The organism is Pseudomonas sp. CHM02, from assembly GCF_000612585.1.
Taxonomy (GTDB): Bacteria; Pseudomonadota; Gammaproteobacteria; order Pseudomonadales; family Pseudomonadaceae; genus Aquipseudomonas.
Genome location: NZ_JFCA01000045.1, coordinates 39,213 through 56,184, shown reverse-complemented (window position 1 = coordinate 56,184; position 16,972 = coordinate 39,213). Strand labels below are relative to the sequence as shown.

The following is a 16,972-nucleotide window of genomic DNA, read 5'->3' as shown; positions in this document are numbered from 1 at the left end:
AAGCAGCCCCATTAACAACACCCCATTTTTTCCGGAATAAACGCGGTGGTTTTAGGGCCGCTTCGCGCCCCAGCGCGGGGCAAGCCCGCTCACCACAATAAGCAGGCTCACCACAACATGCAGGCAGTATCAGCCTTCGATCAGGTTCAGCAATCGCTCGCGGGCAATCTCTGGCTCACCGTCCACCCATTGCACGGAGGACAGGATGGGGGCGGAATAGAGGAACAGGATTACTGCGGCGAGTCGGAGTGCCATGCTGTCGATTCCAGGGAGAAGGCGTCAATAATTGAGCGTCAAATTTAAACACATGGCAATGTGATATCAATCATTTTTATTCAGCAGACGCACAAACGCCAAACCACTCGAACGAGCCAGGCTGCGTTCCAGTGGTTTGGCGTCTGCTGTTGTGCAGGGTCAATCAACGCTCATTGCTGGGTTTTGTGATCCAGTGCGGCGTAGAAATTGGCGCTTTGTTGCAGGTATTTCTGGGTGTAGGCGCTGGTGCTGGATTTTTTGCCGGTGACTTCCACGCTGGCGGCGGCAGGCAATGCCACGGTGGCGGAAACGGCGGATGCGGCGATGATGGAGAAGAGATTCAGATTCATGTCGGTAACCCTTGTGTTCGTTTGGTTGAGTGGCCGGGGAAGGCCTTGGAACCAAACTTACGCCCGAGGGCTGAACCATAGAAATGCTTTGAAACAGTAGCCGCTATTAATAGAATTAATACAAAGGGTCAGGCCCCGCATTGCGGGGCCTGTGGCTTATTGACGCACCAGGAACTTGAGGTCACTGGGGGCATCGATTGGCAGTTTCTGCACGGTTTTACCCAGCAGACCGGTCTTGGGATCACGTTCGACGACTACGATTTCGTTGCTTTTCTGGTTAGCGATCAGCAAGAACCTGCCGCTCGGATCCAGGGTGAACTCGCGCGGGTGGTCGCCTTCCACGGAGCGGCGCTGCAGCTCCTTGAGATGCGCGGTGGCCGGGTCGATGCTGAATACCAGCAGTTGATTGGCCGTGCCACGGTTGCTCACGTAGAGGAACTTGCCATCACTGGACGCATGCAACGCGGCGCCGGCCTTGTCGGACACCGGTTGCCCGGCGGCGAAGTCCACCAGTTGGGTTTGGGTGAGCTGGCCATCCTTGTAATCAAACACCGCCACCTGTGCGCTCATCTCGGTGGTCAACCAGGCATGCTTGCCATCTGCGCTGAACAGCAGGTGGCGCGGGCCACTGCCGGGTGGCAGTTGCACCGAGGCCGGGTTGGCCGGAGTCAAGGGCAGCTCATGGTTGGCCTTGGGGTCGTAGTGGTAGGCAAACACCTTGTCTGCGCCCAAGTCCTGCACAAACACGTATTTGCCATCCGGCGACGACACCACCGAGTGCACATGGTTGGACGCCTGGCGCTCAGGGTTCACACGGCTGGATGGATGCCCGCTCAGTTGCACAGGGGCTGACAGCTTGCCCGTGGCATCGACCGGCAAGACCGCCAGGCTGCCGCCCGGGTCTTCGAGCACCGAATAGTTGGCGACGAACACGTAGCGCCCGTCAGCGGCGACGCTGGAATGGGTCGGCTCGTTGCCCAGGCTCTGCACCTGGTTGATCAACGTCAGCTGATGATTCTGCGGGTCGATGCTGTAGCTGCTCACCCGCCCGACCGGGTCTTTCTGGCCCGGGCCATTCTCGTTGACCACAAACAGGCGCTTCTGGTCCTTGGAGAGCGTCAGCCAGGAAGGGTTCGCTGCCTTGGCCGCCAGTACCGGCTGGCCCTGGAACTTGCCGGTGCGGCTGTCGAACTGCAGGCGATAGATCCCTTCGCTGGTGCCAGCGGTGTAGCTGCCCACCAACAGTTCATAAGTGTCGGCCGGCGCGGCCTGCACCGACATCGCACCGACACTGCCGGCCATCAGCAGGGGCCAGAATTTACGCATCATCATCCGCTTCATCCTCGTCGTTATTGTTGTCGCCCTTGATCGCGCTCAGGCAGACCAGACGGTGTTCACCGTCGTCGTTGCTCAAGAGCCAGCTTTGCAAGCTGTCATCAAAGGTCGCGGCGTTCAGTTGTTCTGGACTGAACTTCCAACGCTTGAGTTCCCGGCCATCCATGCTTTCGATCAGCAAGTGCTGGTCAAACGTGAAGTCGAAGGCGTGCAGCCCGTTGATAATCAGCATGTCGCTGTCGGTCAGGGCGCTGCTCAGGTTGGGTTGCGTATCGGTCATGATGTGAAGTCACTGCGGGGGAAAAGACACATGATAGGTCAATTCCCCCGCGGTGCCTTGCGGCAATGGTCAAATCGATCAATGCGCGAAGAGTGAATTCCCCTTCTGCCCAGCCAGCTTCTCGGGTTTGATCAGGAACCGCGCCAGTGCCGGCAGCAGCCACAGTGCACCGAACATGTTCCACAGCAGCATGAAGGTCAGCATCAGGCCCATGTCGGCCTGGAACTTGATGGCCGAGAAGATCCAGGTGCACACGCCGATCGCCAGGCACAGGCCGGTGAACAGTACGGCTTTACCGGTGGACTTGAGCGTCTGGTAGTAGGCCTCTTGCAGCGGCAGGCCGGCGCGCAGGAAGCTTTCCAGGCGGCTGTAGATATAGATGCCGTAGTCCACGCCAATCCCCACGCCCAGGGCCACCACCGGCAAGGTCGCGACCTTGACGCCGATGCCCATGAACGCCATCAGCGCGTTGCCCAGCACCGAGGTCAGCACCAGCGGCAGTACGATGCACAGGGTCGCCGCCCAGGAACGGAAGGTGATCATGCACATGGTCGCCACGCACAGGTACACCAGGATCAGGATGGTCAGCTCCGACTCCTTGATCACCTCGTTGGTGGCGGCCTCGATCCCGGCGTTGCCAGCGGCGAGGATGAATTCCAGGCCGTCCTTGTTGTTTTCCTTGGCGAAGTCCTGCACCGCATGCACGGCGCGATCAAGGGTTTCGGCCTTGTGGTCGTTGAGGAACACCAGCACCGGCGCCAGCGAGCAATTGTTGTTGTACAGGCCATCGGCGCGGGCGATGGAGTTGTTCAGCACATCCGGGTTGCGCGACAGGGTTTCCCATTTCAGGTTGCCTTCGTTCATGCCCTTGATCATCTGCTTGGACACGGTCACCAGCGAGATCGCCGATTGCACGCCCTCGGTGTTCTGCATCGTCCACATCAACTGGTCGATGGGGTCCATGGCTTCATAGCGCGAACAGCCTTCGGCCTTGGTCTTGACCATCACCACCAGCACGTCGGAGCTGGTGGAGTAGTTGCTGATGATGAAGTTGTTGTCCTTGTTGTAGCGCGAGTCGGGGCGCAGTTCCGGCGCGCCCTGGTCCAGGTCGCCGATCTTTAGGTTCTGGCTGTACCAGAGGCCGCCACCAAAGGCGACCAGCGCCAGGGCGATGGAGATCGGTGCGACTTTCGGGTTGGCAAAGTTCGACAGCAGGCGCCAGAACGAATGTTCGCGGTTCGCGTCTTTCTTGCTCTTGGCGATGGCGCGCTTGCTGATGCCGACATAGGAAATCGCCACCGGCAGCAGGATCAGGTTGGTGAACACGATCACCGCCACGCCGATGGACGCGCCGATGGCCAGCTCGCGGATCACGCCGATGTCGATGATCAGCAGGGTGATGAACCCCACGGCGTCGGCCAGGATCGCAATCATGCCCGGCAGGAACAGTTGCCGGAAGGTGCGTCGCGCGGCGGTCAGGGCGTTGTCCGCCTCGCTGGACTGCAAGGCAATGCCGTTGATCTTCTGTACGCCGTGGGAGATACCGATGGCGAAGATCAGGAACGGCACCAGCATCGAATACGGATCGAGACCGAAACCGAAGAAGTGCATCAACCCAAGCTGCCAGATCACCGCCACCAGCGTGGTGCTCAACACCGCGACGGTGCTGCGCAGGCAGTTGGTGAACCACAGCAACAGGACCAAGGTGATGATGAAGGCAACGCCGAAGAACATCACCACCATCACCAGGCCGTCGATCAGGTCACCGACCTTCTTGGCAAACCCGACGATGTGGATCTTGACGTTAGGGTTCTGGGCTTCGAACTTGTCGCGGATCTTGTCTTCCAGTTCGTGGGAGAACTTGCGGTAATCCAGGGCCAGCAACTTGCCCTGGTCCTGCGGGTCCGGGTAGGACTCCAGCAGCGGGATGTCGACGATGCTCGACTTGAAGTCGTTGGCCACCAGGCGACCGACCTGGCCAGACTTGAGCACGTTGTTGCGCAGTTGGTCGAGGCTTGCCGGCGAGCCGTTGTAGCTCTGCGGGATCACTTCACCGCCGGCAAACCCTTCTTCGGTCACTTCGGTCCAGCGCACGCTGGGGCTCCACAGCGACTTGAGGCCCGAGCGGTCGACACCGGAGATATAGAACACTTCGTCGTTGATCTGACGCAGGGTCTCCATGTATTCCTTGGTGAAGATGTCACCGTCCTTGGCTTCCACCGAGATACGCACGGTATTGCCCAGGTTCGCCAGGTCGTTGCGATGCTCCATCATCTTTTCGATGAAGGGGTGCTTGAGGGGGATCATTTTTTCGAAGCTGGTGGACGGGCGAATCAACGTCGCCTGCCAGAACAGGAAGATGCTCACCAGCAGGCAGATCACGATCACTGCCGGGCGGTTGTTGAAGATCAGGCGCTCAAGAAAGGTCGCTTTATCGTTGTGATGACTGCTCATTCTTTCCCCGCCCTTATTATTGTTTTACGAGTTCGGCGCCGTTGGGCGCAGCGACGCGAACGCCACCCTGCCCCGCCAGAATCAAGTTGCCGTTGCCTGCCGCCGTGACGGACGACAGCGAAATACGGTCCGGACGGTTGAACACGCTGAACGTCACCCCATCGTCATGGCTGACCACCACGCTGCCCCCGTTACCCACGACAACGATGGCACCGTCATCCAGCAAGGTCGCACCCGACAGGCCAAACTCCAGCGCTCCCCGCGCCGCGTTCAATTCGACGGGTTCCCAGGTGCTGCCGAAATCCGTGGAGCGGTACAGGTTGCCGCGCAAGCCATAAGCCAGCAGGGTCTGCGGCTGCGCCGTGCTGATCACGCCAAACAGCGAGCCCTCGTAGGGGCCTTCGAGCTTTTCCCAGGTCTGGCCGTCGTCGCTGGAACGGAACATGCTGCCCTGTTCGCCGACGATAAACAGGCCGGCGTCCTTGATGTGGGCAATGGCGTTGAGGTGGTACTGGTCTTCGTTGTCGAGGCGGTCGCTGACGTCATTCCAGGTCTTGCCGCCGTCGGTGGTTTCGATCAGCGCACCGTAGGCGCCCACCGCCAGGCCGTGGTTGGCGTCGTTGAACCATACATCCAGTAAAGGGGCTTCGCGCTTGAGGTCCTGGTATTGCTGGGTCCAGGTGGCGCCGCCGTCAGTGCTGGCGAGAATCTGTGCATCATGGCCCACGGCCCAGCCTTGCTTGTCATCGACGAAAAACACCGCCGTGAGCAGTTGCCGGGTGGGGACTTTGGCTTGGGTCCAGGTAGTGCCCTGGTCATCGGAATAGAGGATATGCCCGCGATCACCGACCGCCACCAGGCGCTTGCCCGCGTGGACCACGTCGATCATCAGGCCTTTGGCGGCCTTGGGGGATTCAATCGCAAAAGTGGTATCGCTGGCGGCCTGGACGGAGGTCGACAACGCGGCTGCCGTTACCCCCAGTCCAAACAGCGAGAGCGCTGCGGCCAGCATCGCAACCCTGCGTGCGGCGCGTGGGCGGCAAACAACCCACCCCATGACAGGCTCACTCATAGACCTTTCTCCCATTTATTATTGTTATCGCCTGCCTTCCGGGGCCTTGAAACCTGCAATCTAGAGCGCCTGGAGGAAGCAGGGCCATCCTATCGGGCTTTCGAATCGTCTGACAATCGGCGCTACGTTATCTTTTGTTAACTGACGCCCTTTCGTCAGCGCCTGAATATAGCTGCATTCGTGGGGGTGATTGGCAAAGCCTTAATGAATTTTTATTCCATCTATTGAATTATGAGAATTTTTATTCCATTAATAGCTTTCCTGAAAACAATAATGCAAAGGACCACGGCTATGCGTGAACTCGGAATCGGCTTGATTGGCACAGGCTTCATGGGCCGCGCCCATGCGCTGGCATTCAATAACGCCCGCGCGGTATTCGAATTGCCGGTACACCTCACGCTGGCCGCCCTGGCCGATGCCGACACTGAACGCGCCCGGCGCTGCGCCACGGCCTGGGGATTTGCCCAGGCCCATGGTGACTGGCAGGCGCTGGTCAACGACCCAAACGTCGACGTGGTGGCCATCACCACTCCCAACCATTTGCACTACCCCATGGCCATGGCGGCGATTGCCGCGGGCAAGGCGGTGTACTGCGAAAAACCCCTGGCCGTGAGCCTGGAACAAGCCGACGCCATGCGCCGCGCCGCCAGTGCCGCCGGGGTAGTGACCCGGGTGGGCTACAACTATCAGCACAACCCGATGATCACGCTGGCCCGGCAGATGATCGCCAACGGCGAACTGGGCGAGATCGTCAGTTTCCAGGGCGAGTTCAGCGAAGACTTCATGGCCGACCCGGCCTCGCCCTGGTCGTGGCGCTGTGAAGTGGCACATGCCGGAGGCGCCCTGGCGGACCTGGGCAGTCATTTATTGTCGATGGCGCGTTATCTGGTCGGTGATGTAGTGAGCGTGTGTGCCGACACCCAGACCGTTCACGGCCAGCGCCCGGCCATCAACGGCAGCGCCGAGCTGAAAGCCATCGCGGTGGATGACCAGGTGCATGCCTTGTTGCGTTTCGCCAACGGTGCACGCGGGACGGTCAGCAGCAGTTGGCTCAAGCACGGCTACAAGAACCACCTGAGCTTCGAGATCAGCGGGACCAAAGGCACTCTGGCGTTCGATCAGGAGCGTTTGAACGAATTGCGGGTCTGTCGCGTGGGTCAGGAGGGGTTCCAGCGTTTACTCGCAGGCCCTGCCCTGCCGGGTTATGCGGCGTTCAGCCCGGCAGCGGGGCATCAGTTGGGGTACAACGAGTTGAAGACGCTGGAGGTGCAGGAGTTGATTCTGGCGCTGGCCGGTCAAGGTGCGGATGGCACTGACTTTGAGGCAGCGTGGGAAGTGGAGCGGCTGGCGACGGCGATTCGCGTGGCGGCCAAAGAAGAGCGCTGGGTAACCGTGAACTCACTCTAAAATCCACCACAGAACTTTGTGGGAGCTGGCTTGCCTGCGATGGCGGTGTAACAGGTACACCGCTATCGCAGGCAAGCCAGCTCCCACATTTGGATCACCTAAACCTTCAAATTAGCGCAGTGCCCGTCGCAAGACTTTGCCCACGGTGGTCTTGGGCAACTCGGTGGTGCGGAACTCCACGTACTTCGGCATTTTGTACCCCGTCAGGTATTCGCGGCAATGCGCCAGGATCTGCTCCTGGGTCAGGTCCGGGTCCTTGCGCACCACGATGATCTTGACCTTCTCCCCGGTCACGCCATCTTCCACACCGATGGCCGCCACTTCACCCACCCCAGGATGCAACGCCACCACGTCTTCGATTTCATTGGGGTACACGTTGAAGCCAGAGACCAGAATCATGTCCTTCTTGCGGTCCACCAGGCGGATATAGCCACGCGCGTCCATCACACCGATATCACCGGTCGACAACCACCCTCCTGCGTCCAGCACTTCGGCGGTGGCCTCCGGGCGTTTCCAGTAGCCCTGCATCACCTGCGGCCCGCGCACTTGCAGTTCGCCTTGCTCGCCTATATCGGCCAGCTCGCCGTCTTCGCGGATAAAGCGCACCCAGGTCGACGGCAACGGTACGCCGATGCTGCCGGTGAACTCCATCTCGCGCATGCGCGCAATATCGATCGGGCTGATGCTCACCACCGGCGAACACTCGGTCAGGCCGTAGCCTTCGATGATCGGCAGCCCCGTGACCTCCTTCCAACGCTTGGCCACCGCCGTGTGGGTGGCCATGCCGCCGGCGATCACCATGCGCAGGTCGGAAAAGTCCCGTGCGCAGAACGCTTTGTTCTCCAGCAAGCCGTTGAACAAGGTGTTGACCCCGGCAATGCCGTTGAAACGCTCCTTGCGCAGGATCATCTGCACGCGCTTCACGTCCCTCGGGTTGGCGATCAGGATGTTGCGCCCACCCAGGCACATGAACATCAGGCAATTCACCGTCAGCGAAAAGATGTGGTACAGCGGCAGCAAGGTGACGTTGGTTTCCTGCTTGTCCTGGTCCAGTTGGTCACCGACCCAGGCCTTGGCTTGCAACAGGTTGGCGATGATATTGCGGTGGCTGAGCATCACGCCCTTGGCATCGCCGGTGGTACCGCCGGTGTATTGCAGGAAGGCCAGGTCGTCGAGGTGCATCTCCACCGGGAAATGGTTGAGCGCCCGCCCCTGCTTCAGCACTTGGTTGAAACGCACCGAACCGCGCAGATTGAACGCGGGCACCTGCTTCTGCACGCGACGCAGGATGAAGTTCATCGCCGCGCCCTTGAAGGTGCCGAGCAAGTCGCCGATGGCGGCGATCACCACGCGCTTGACGCTGCTGCCGGTGATGACTTTTTCCAGGGTCTGCGCGAAGTTCTCGAAGATCACCACGGTTTCCGCGCCGCTGTCCTTGAGCAGATGCTTGAGCTCATGGGCGGTGTACAGCGGGTTGACGTTGACCACCACCGCGCCGGCCAGGATCGTGCCTAGCAGGCAGATCGGGTACTGCAGGCAGTTGGGCATCATCAGCGCGACACGGTCGCCTTTCTTGACGCCCTGCCCCTGCAGCCAGGCGGCAAAGGCATGGCCTTGCACCTGCCAATCGGCGTAGGTCATTTCGGTGCCGATGCTGACGTAGGCCACCCGCTCGCGAAACTTCTCCAGGTGCTCCAGGAACACCTCGCGCAGCGACGGGTAGTCCTCGATACCCGCTTCGATATCCGCCGGGACGCCAGGCAGGTAAGCGTTCAACCAGATCCGTTCGGTGTGTTCCAGGCTTACAGCGTTCATGGCAGTCTCCTTGTTGTTGTTTTTGATAGCGCTATTTTTCGACGATGGCGGTAATGCCCAGCCCGCCCGCCGCGCAAATGGAAATCAGGCCGCGCCCGCCGCCGTTCTCATGGATGATCTTGGCCAACGCCGCCAATTGCCGGCCCCCGGTGGCGGCGAAGGGATGGCCGCAACCGAGTGAGCCACCGTTGACGTTCATCTTCGTGCGGTCGATGGCGCCCAGCGGTGCGTCCAAGCCTAGGCGCTCGCGGCAATAATCGGCGTCTTCCCACGCCTTGAGCGTGCACAGCACCTGGGCGGCGAAGGCTTCATGGATCTCGAAGAAATCGAAGTCATCGAAGCTCAGCCCTTCGCGCTTGAGCATGCGCGGCACCGCATAGGCCGGAGCCATCAGCAGGCCCTCGGTGCCATCGACGAAATTCACCGCCGCCGTTTCGCCGGTACGCAGGTAGGCCAGCACCGGCCAGCCGTGGGCGGCCGCCCATTCCTCGCTGGCCAGCAACACCACCGAGGCTCCGTCGGTCAGCGGCGTGGAATTGCCCGCAGTGAGCGTGCCGTTTTGCCGGTCATAGGCTGGGGACAGGCCGGCGAGTTTCTCCAGGCTCGCGTCGGCGCGCAGATTATTGTCCCGGGCCAGGCCGCGATGGGGGCTCATCAGGTCATCGAAGAAACCGCGCTTGTAGGCCGCGTCCAGGCGTTGATGGCTGGTGAGGGTCAGTTCATCCTGGGCCAGGCGTTTGATCTGCCAGCGCTTGGCCATTTCTTCGCAGTGCTCGCCCATGGATAAACCGGTGCGCGGCTCGCCATTGCGCGGCAGCAGCGGTTTGAAAAACATCGACGGCCGCACCTTGAGCAGCGCCTGCAACTTGGCGCCCATGCCCTTGGCGCGGTTGGCGGCGAGCAAGGTGTGGCGCAGGGCTTCGTTGATGCCGATCGGCGCATCGGACGTGGTGTCGGCACCGCCGGCGATGCCCACGTCGATCTGGCCCAGGGCGATCTTGTTCGCCACCAGCAAGGCCGCTTCCAGGCCGGTACCGCAGGCTTGCTGCACATCGTAGGCCGGCGTATCCGGCGACAAGGTGGTGGAGAGCAGCGACTCGCGCGCCAGGTTGAAGTCCCGCGAATGCTTGATCACTGCCCCGGCGGCAAATTCGCCCAGGCGCTGGCCGTGCAGGTTGTAGCGGTCGACCAGGCCCTGCAGGGCAGCGACCAGCAGATCCTGGTTGCTGTCGTGGGCGTACACGGTGTTGGAGCGCGCAAACGGGATGCGGTTGCCGCCGATGATCGCCACGCGGCGAACCGGGGCCGGGTTGAAGCTGTAGTCACTCATTGCACGCTCTCTTTCCAGATGAATAGGCCGCGCATATGGGGCTTGTCGCCGGCGCAGTTGCGCACTTCGAATTCGCGGCGTGGGCCCGTCACAGGGTGACTCCAAAGAGCAACCTGGCCAGGCAGGAAGATCGGCAGCTTGAAGTCACAATGGGCCTCGGCCTGGTCCAGCCCGCCGGGCGGTTGCTGCGCGGCGAGTGCGCGGCCCAGGGTCCACATGCCGTGGGCGATGGCGCGACGAAAGCCGAAGACCTTGGCGCCGATCACCGAGGTGTGGATCGGGTTGAAATCCCCCGACACCTTGGCAAAACGCCGACCCAGGTCAGCGGACAAGACCCAGCGCTGAGTGCGCAACACGCCCTCTGCCTGCAACGGCAACACGTCGTCCCACGGCTCGCCGACCGGGTTCTTGACGTCGCGGCGCAGGTACAGGCTGTCGCTTTCCCACACCAGGTCGCCGGCACTGTAGGCGCGGGTGGCGATGCTCAGCGCCTGGCCCTTGGGGTGGGCAACCCAACGCTCGCCATACACTTCCAGCCGCAACGCCTGGCCTTCGCGCAGGCGCTGGTGCTGACGAATGCGATTGGCCAGGTGCACCATGCCGCTGGCCGGGTACGGGAAGCTCGGCCGCGTCAGCAGCATCAGGTGCAACGGGAACGCCAGCACATGAGGGTAGGACAACGGCACACCCTGCTCGCGACGGAACCCGCAGGCGCGGCCATACGCGGCGATGTCGGCGGCAACCAACTCCACCGCCGAGCGCACCAGGCGTTCCCTGGGCAGTACCGGCGCACCGTCGAGCTTGGGTTTGCGCAAGGCTCGCACGCCATCCAGCAGCAAGCGCGTGCGCGATGGCGGCGGGTCGATAATCTGCGTCACGTAGTCCATGGCTCAGGCTCCCAGCAGGCTTTGGCCGCACACACGGATGACCTGGCCGTTGACCCCGCCCGACGCCGGGTGCGCCAGCCAGGCAATGGTCTCGGCCACGTCGATGGGCTGTCCGCCCTGAGACATCGAGTTCATGCGCCGCCCCGCTTCGCGGATCATCAGCGGGATCTTCGCGGTCATCTGGGTCTCGATAAACCCCGGCGCTACGGCATTCACGCTGACTTGCAACGCCGCCGCATGCGGCGCCAGCCCCTGTACCAGACCGATCACGCCGGCTTTGGAGGTGGCGTAATTGCTCTGCCCGAGGTTGCCGGCGATGCCGGAAATCGATGACACACACACGATGCGCCCACCGGGGTTCAGCCCCTGGTTTTCCAACAGTGCCTGGCTGAGTCGCAGCGGTGCTTCGAGGTTGACCGCCAGCACACTGCGCCAAGCGTCTTCGGTCATCTTGGCGATGGTCTTGTCACGGGTGATCCCGGCGTTGTGCACCACCACATCGAAGGCGCCGTATTGGCTGGTGTGGGCCTGCAACAGCGAGGCCGCATCCGCGGCGGTGATGTCCAGGGGCAGCGCCGAGCCGCCGACACGCTCCGCCGCCTGTTGCAACGATGCCTGGGCCTGGGGCACATCCACGCACACCACATGGGCGCCGTCCCGCGCCAACACTTGGGCAATCGCCAATCCGATGCCACGGGACGCGCCGGTGACCAGCGCGCGACGGCCGGCGAAAGGTTTGTCCCAATTGACGGTGACGTGGCCGTCCAGCGGTCTTTCCAGGCGGATCACTTGCCCCGAGACATACGCCGACCGGCGCGACAGGAAGAACCGCAGGCTGCTGTCCAGCGCGGCCTCGGCACCTGGCGCGACGTAGATCAATTGCACGGTGATCGCCCGGCGCAGCTCCTTGGCCAGCGACCGTACCAAGCCTTCAAGGGCGCGTTGGGCAATGGCCTGGGGCAAGTCCTGGCAATGTTCCGGCGCGGTGCCGAGCACCACCACGCGGCCATGGTGGCCGATGCGCTTGGCATTGGCGTGGAAGAACACATACAGCTCGTCCAATTGCTGCAGGTCGGCCACGGCGCTGGCATCAAACACCGCGCCCTGTACCTTGACCGTGGACGGCGCCTTGAGCGTGGCCGCGGTGGCGGCGACGGTATCCGTGGCCGCGAACACCCGCTGCACCTCGGCGGCCAGGCGCCCTGCCCCGGCGACGATCACCGGGTTGGCCAGGCCGTGCTGGCCGCTGCGATGGCGTTGCAGCGGCAAGGGTTGCGGCAAGCCGGCGGCCTGGGCCAAACGGCGGCCCCAGGGGGAATTGACGAACGAAAGGTAGCGGTCACTCATAGAGACATTCACTCACAACACATTCTGACCGTGAAAACCCGATCCCCTGCGGGAGCTGGCTTGCCTGCGATGCAGGCAACTCGGTGTGTCAGTCGTCCCGAGGTGATGCCTTCGCAGGCAAGCCAGCTCCCACATTGACCGTGATTTTCCTAATTGACCGAGGCGTTTTCGCTTTGGCTGTTGCGACGTTTCGTCGTCGGTTCCAGCGCTTGCTTGCGCTGCTGCAACGCGTCCAGCAAGCCGAAGTCCTGCGGGAAGTCGTCCACCTGGATGCCGTGGTCGGCGTATTCCACATAGCGCCCCAGCAAGGTGTCTTCGTCGTCGCTGATCAGGTCCAGTGCCCGCGCCTTGACGCGCCAGGCGGTAAAGGCCGTGGCGGAGATCGGCATCGGCGCGATCAGGCCTTGCTTGATCGCGGCCTTGAGTCGGGCCTCAATCAACTCGACTTGCGGCAACAGGCACAAGCCCAGTTCGCCGTACGCCAGCTTGTCGATTTCCGGACGTGGGATGTAGGAATCGGCCAGCAGGCGGTCGCGGGTTTCGCCCGGTGTCTGCACCACATCGGCCACCTGGGCCAACAGGCGGTCCGATGGTTTGCGCAGCGGGATACCGAATGGGAACGTCAACGCCCTCAGCACGCTTGCGGCGGCTTTCGACGGGTAGTTATCGAGCACTTCGGCCAGCGCTTCATGGGCGCGCAACAACGCGTCCTGTGCCGACCAGTGCACCAGCGGCAGGTCGGCCTGGGGCCGGCCGTCATCCTCAAAGCGCTTGAGCACGCAGGACAGGATGTACAACTGCGACAGAATATCGCCCAGGCGCCCGGTGATACTTTCCTTGCGCTTGAGGGCACCGCCCAGCACGCCCATGGAAACATCCGACACCAATGCGAGCACCACCGACAGGCGATTGACCTGGCGGTAGTAGGACGCCAGTGCCGGGTCGGTCTTGGCCGGGGCAGAAATCAACCGCCCGCCTGTCAGGGCATGCACCGCGGCGCGTACGGTATTGGCCAGCACAAAACTCACGTGGCCGAACATCGCGCTGTCGAACGCTTCCAGCGCCTGGCGCCGGTCCGGGTTGCGCGCGGCTTCCATCTCGCGGAACACATAGGGATGGCAACGGATCAGGCCCTGGCCAAAGATGATCAGGCAGCGCGTCATGATGTTCGCGCCTTCCACCGTAATCGCGATGGGGCTTTGCTGGTAGGCGCGGGCCAGGAAGTTGTTCGGGCCCATGCAGATGCCCTTGCCGGCGACGATGTCCATGCCGTCATTGACGATGATCCGCGCACGCTCGGTGACGTGGTACTTGGCGATGGCCGAGATCACCGAAGGTTTTTCGCCCGCATCCAGGGACGCTACCGACACCTTGCGCACCGCATCGCAGGCATACAGGTGGCCGGCCATGCGCGCCAGTGGCGCCTGCACGCCTTCGAACTTGCCGATGGGCAGGCCGAACTGCTTGCGCATCGCCGCATAGGCGGTGGTGCCGCGCACCGCGACCTTGCCCAGGCCGACGTTGGCCGATGGCAAGGAAATCGCCCGTCCGGCTGCCAGGCATTCCATCAACATGCGCCAGCCGTTGCCGACTTGCTCACGGCCGCCGATCACCCATTCCAGCGGGATGAAAACATCCTTGCCGGTGGTAGGACCATTCTGGAACACGGCATTGAGCGGCCAATGCCGGCGACCGCTGTTCACCCCAGGATGAGACGTCGGGATCAACGCACAGGTGATCCCCAGCGAGCCGGGCTGGCCGAGCAAACCGTCGGGGTCTTCGGCGCGAAACGCCAGGCCGAGCACCGTGGCGATCGGGCCGAGGGTGATGTAGCGCTTGTCCCAGGTCACGCGCAAACCCAGCACTTCCTGGCCTTCATGCTGGCCTTTGCAGACGATGCCCAGGTCCGGAATCGCCCCGGCATCCGAGCCGGCATACGGGCTGGTCAGGGCAAAACACGGAATGTCTTCACCCCGCGCCAGGCGCGGCAGGTAGTAATTGCGCTGGGCATCGGTGCCGTAGTGCAGCAGCAATTCGGCCGGGCCCAGGGAGTTGGGCACCATCACCGAAATCGCCGCCGCCGAGCAACGCGTCGACAGCTTCATCACCACTTGCGAGTGCGCATAGTGGGAGAAGCCTTTACCGCCGTACTGCTTGGGAATGATCATGCCGAGAAAGCCGGCATCCTTGGTGTACTGCCAGCCTTCGGGGGACATGTCCTGCCAGATCTGAGTGGTTTCCCAGTCGTTGGCGATGTCACACAGGGTTTCGACTTCGTTGTCGAGGAAGGCTTGTTCTTCCGCGCTCAGGCTGGCTGGAGCGGCCTGCAACAGGCGCTGCCAGTCGGGCTTGCCGCTGAACAACTCAGCGTCCCACCACACGGTGCCGGACTCGATGGCCGCGCGCTCGGTGTCGGACATGGCCGGCATGATCGTACGAAACAATCCCAGAGCCCTGCGGGTGAGCAAAGTGCGGCGCAGCGGTTTGATGGTCATCAGCAATGCGGGCAACACCACCAGTACCGCCGCGACGGTAATGCCCAGGCCAGCCACTACGTTGAACAGATAGCCCGCTGCCAGCCAGACCAGGCCAGCGCCCAGCCAGTGGATGGCAGCGGCTTGTCGATACGCCAGGGCAATCGCAGCTGCGACACCCACCAATAACCAGATAACCATGGGGATACCTCTACTCGATTCAGAGTGCGACCGATACACGGGCAGTTCGAAATGAACGGCGGCGTAAAGCCACAGTACAAACTTGAAAAGACATATTCAAATTTAGTTTTGAAATTTTTATTTAATGAGAGGACGAAAAAAACGGCTGAACACGTCAGCCTGTTGGGTCAGCCGTTGAGCGGGCTTATGACGCGAAGACCAAGATGCGCTTGGCGTTCGCGTCATAGCGGCCTTAAAACCTGTAGGTGGCGGACAAACTGACGATGTCGCCTGAAGACTCGGCTGTACCGTCAAGACGACCACCCCCCAGGCGGTCGACGTTCTGGGTCCTGATGTTGACCTTCTGGACAAACTGGTGCGAATACGCGCCGTCCAGTGTCAGGCCGGGAATGGCCTTGATGTCGTAACCCGCACCCAGCGAAAGAAAATAACGGTCGCCGTCGGGGATGCGTGGATCGCGAGTCGAATTGCGGGTAGGCGTCTGGTCATACGCCACACCCGCCCTCAAGGTCAGCTCGTCCGTGGCCTTGAAATCACCCCCCACGGAGTACATCCATGCATCCTTATAGTTATAAGGAATGGCAACAATCGTCGAGCCATTGGACTTGAGCGTCAGGTCCTTGAAGGATGACCACTGTGTCCACATGGCGCTGACACCCAACGTCCAACGGTCGTTGAACTGGTGTACCCAATCGATCGCGGCGGTCGCAGGAATATCCAACTGAGTACTGGCATTGGCACCATTGGGGTACAACTTCAGCCCAGGGTAAGCCGTCTCAACCAGCGTCTTGCCATCACCGAAGATCGTGTCATCCGTCATCAGGCCGTTGTTCAGCGCATCCGCCCGAATCTTGTACTTACCGGTCATCTTGTTCTTGATTTTGGCGTGGTAGTTCAGACCCAGCGAGTCTTTGTCTGTTGGTTTCCACACCACGCCGCCAAACCAGCCAACGGAGACATTGTCCACCTTGACCCGCATGAGTGCGGTACCCACGCCGGACGGGAACGCCCCGTTTCCGAGGCCCGGAGAGACCGAAGCCGCCGAGAACAGATCGATATTCTGGCTTACGAAGCCTTGGCTGCGCTGGACGATCATGCCGCCACCGATGGAAAAGTCGTCGCGCACCTTGAAGGATAAGGAGCCCGTCAGGCCGACGGTTTCAATTTTGGTGTCTACGGCGAAGTCACGAAACTTGGAGTTTTCATTCCAGGTGGTGCGCATGCCTTGCGGCACGACCTGACTGAGGCCGAACGCAAAGCGGTCACCAATCGGGATCACCAGGAACCCAGTAGGCAGCCATGCGGTGAAACCGCCCTGGCCACCCTCGTTGTTATTGACGGTTGCCGTGCTCGGATCAAAGCTACCATCGGGCGCCACGGCAGTATTGCTCGCCGGATTTCCGTTGTAATCGTAAGCCTGGCCACTGTACTTGATCTTGACCCGGGCATAGTCGACGGTTTGTTGAGCCACGGATTGGTCGACGAACGCCATCGCGGCCGGGTTGTTGTACGCAGAACTTGGGTCATTCTTGAACAGAGAACCGCCGCCGAACGCCCGACCCCAACCTGGGGCACCGTAAGTCGGCGTGGAGAAACCACCTGCCTGCGCGGGCGCAGTTGTCATCAGGCCCCCCAGTATTGCCAGCCCTAGCAGTGTTTGAGCCTGTTGTTTCTTAATGATCATGCGGCACTCCTTATTATTATTCGCTACCGGCATTGCCGGTTTTCCACGTCAGCCGGCGCCTCTGGCGAGGCACCGGCCTTT

13 protein-coding genes are annotated in these 16,972 nt (G+C 61.6%); 1 reads left to right on the top strand and 12 read right to left on the bottom strand.

The features are described from left to right. Positions 1-129: 129 nt before the first annotated feature. The 6 genes from BM70_RS33700 to BM70_RS0123970 all read right to left on the bottom strand — a co-directional run bounded on the left by BM70_RS33700 (position 130) and on the right by BM70_RS0123970 (position 5,731). The gene (locus BM70_RS33700) at positions 130-255 is read right to left on the bottom strand and encodes a hypothetical protein (protein ID WP_256220941.1); all 126 of its coding nucleotides are present in this window, start codon (positions 253-255) and stop codon (positions 130-132) included. A gap of 170 nt (positions 256-425) precedes the next feature. After that, positions 426-605 carry a hypothetical protein gene (locus BM70_RS0123990; RefSeq protein ID WP_010210027.1) on the bottom strand — a complete coding sequence of 60 codons (180 nt, stop codon included), beginning with the start codon at positions 603-605 and terminating at the stop codon, positions 426-428. 156 nt (positions 606-761) lie between these two features. Then, the gene (locus BM70_RS0123985) at positions 762-1,937 is read right to left on the bottom strand and encodes a lactonase family protein (RefSeq protein ID WP_025858396.1); all 1,176 of its coding nucleotides are present in this window, start codon (positions 1,935-1,937) and stop codon (positions 762-764) included. Continuing rightward, on the bottom strand, positions 1,924-2,220 hold the full coding sequence (locus tag BM70_RS0123980) for a DUF5629 family protein (protein WP_025858395.1): 297 nt from the start codon (positions 2,218-2,220) through the stop codon (positions 1,924-1,926). Before BM70_RS0123980 ends, BM70_RS0123985 begins: the two co-directional genes overlap by 14 nt. A 78-nt stretch (positions 2,221-2,298) precedes the next feature. Further along, positions 2,299-4,674, bottom strand: coding sequence for an RND family transporter (locus BM70_RS0123975; RefSeq protein WP_025858394.1), 2,376 nt, complete (start codon positions 4,672-4,674; stop codon positions 2,299-2,301). A 16-nt stretch (positions 4,675-4,690) separates the two neighbouring features. Further along, complete coding sequence (locus BM70_RS0123970; protein WP_025858393.1) at positions 4,691-5,731, bottom strand: YCF48-related protein; 1,041 nt, start codon at positions 5,729-5,731, stop codon at positions 4,691-4,693. A 306-nt stretch (positions 5,732-6,037) separates the two neighbouring features. Between BM70_RS0123970 and BM70_RS0123965 the strand changes: the two genes are divergently transcribed. Beyond that, positions 6,038-7,153, top strand: a complete 1,116-nt coding sequence (locus BM70_RS0123965; RefSeq protein ID WP_025858392.1) for a Gfo/Idh/MocA family protein — start codon at positions 6,038-6,040, stop codon at positions 7,151-7,153. Positions 7,154-7,264: 111 nt separating this feature from the next. Here the strand turns inward: BM70_RS0123965 and BM70_RS0123960 are convergent, their stop codons facing one another. The 6 genes from BM70_RS0123960 to BM70_RS0123935 form a co-directional block, all read right to left on the bottom strand. Further along, positions 7,265-8,968, bottom strand: coding sequence for an AMP-binding protein (locus BM70_RS0123960; RefSeq protein WP_025858391.1), 1,704 nt, complete (start codon positions 8,966-8,968; stop codon positions 7,265-7,267). 31 nt (positions 8,969-8,999) lie between these two features. Then, entirely contained in the window at positions 9,000-10,298 is a 1,299-nt protein-coding gene (locus BM70_RS0123955; protein ID WP_025858390.1) for an acetyl-CoA C-acetyltransferase, read from the bottom strand. Beyond that, the gene (locus tag BM70_RS0123950; protein WP_025858389.1) at positions 10,295-11,185 is read right to left on the bottom strand and encodes a MaoC/PaaZ C-terminal domain-containing protein; all 891 of its coding nucleotides are present in this window, start codon (positions 11,183-11,185) and stop codon (positions 10,295-10,297) included. The genes BM70_RS0123955 and BM70_RS0123950 overlap by 4 nt, the downstream gene beginning before the upstream one ends. A gap of 3 nt (positions 11,186-11,188) precedes the next feature. After that, entirely contained in the window at positions 11,189-12,532 is a 1,344-nt protein-coding gene (locus BM70_RS0123945; RefSeq protein WP_025858388.1) for a 3-oxoacyl-ACP reductase, read from the bottom strand. A 149-nt stretch (positions 12,533-12,681) separates the two neighbouring features. After that, positions 12,682-15,207, bottom strand: a complete 2,526-nt coding sequence (locus tag BM70_RS0123940) for an acyl-CoA dehydrogenase (RefSeq protein ID WP_025858387.1) — start codon at positions 15,205-15,207, stop codon at positions 12,682-12,684. A gap of 232 nt (positions 15,208-15,439) precedes the next feature. Further along, positions 15,440-16,891 (bottom strand): outer membrane protein transport protein, encoded by a 1,452-nt coding sequence (locus BM70_RS0123935; RefSeq protein ID WP_025858386.1) that lies wholly within the window; start codon positions 16,889-16,891, stop codon positions 15,440-15,442. Positions 16,892-16,972: the final 81 nt, after the last annotated feature.

Excerpts from the sequence above, each read along its gene's own strand:
- BM70_RS33700 (WP_256220941.1), bottom strand. The coding sequence starts at position 255 with ATGGCACTCCGACTCGCCGCAGTAATCCTGTTCCTCTATTCCGCCCCC.
- BM70_RS0123990 (WP_010210027.1), bottom strand. The coding sequence starts at position 605 with ATGAATCTGAATCTCTTCTCCATCATCGCCGCATCCGCCGTTTCCGCC.
- BM70_RS0123985 (WP_025858396.1), bottom strand. The coding sequence starts at position 1,937 with ATGATGATGCGTAAATTCTGGCCCCTGCTGATGGCCGGCAGTGTCGGT.
- BM70_RS0123980 (WP_025858395.1), bottom strand. The coding sequence starts at position 2,220 with ATGACCGATACGCAACCCAACCTGAGCAGCGCCCTGACCGACAGCGAC.
- BM70_RS0123975 (WP_025858394.1), bottom strand. The coding sequence starts at position 4,674 with ATGAGCAGTCATCACAACGATAAAGCGACCTTTCTTGAGCGCCTGATC.
- BM70_RS0123970 (WP_025858393.1), bottom strand. The coding sequence starts at position 5,731 with ATGGGGTGGGTTGTTTGCCGCCCACGCGCCGCACGCAGGGTTGCGATG.
- BM70_RS0123965 (WP_025858392.1), top strand. The coding sequence starts at position 6,038 with ATGCGTGAACTCGGAATCGGCTTGATTGGCACAGGCTTCATGGGCCGC.
- BM70_RS0123960 (WP_025858391.1), bottom strand. The coding sequence starts at position 8,968 with ATGAACGCTGTAAGCCTGGAACACACCGAACGGATCTGGTTGAACGCT.
- BM70_RS0123955 (WP_025858390.1), bottom strand. The coding sequence starts at position 10,298 with ATGAGTGACTACAGCTTCAACCCGGCCCCGGTTCGCCGCGTGGCGATC.
- BM70_RS0123950 (WP_025858389.1), bottom strand. The coding sequence starts at position 11,185 with ATGGACTACGTGACGCAGATTATCGACCCGCCGCCATCGCGCACGCGC.
- BM70_RS0123945 (WP_025858388.1), bottom strand. The coding sequence starts at position 12,532 with ATGAGTGACCGCTACCTTTCGTTCGTCAATTCCCCCTGGGGCCGCCGT.
- BM70_RS0123940 (WP_025858387.1), bottom strand. The coding sequence starts at position 15,207 with ATGGTTATCTGGTTATTGGTGGGTGTCGCAGCTGCGATTGCCCTGGCG.
- BM70_RS0123935 (WP_025858386.1), bottom strand. The coding sequence starts at position 16,891 with ATGATCATTAAGAAACAACAGGCTCAAACACTGCTAGGGCTGGCAATA.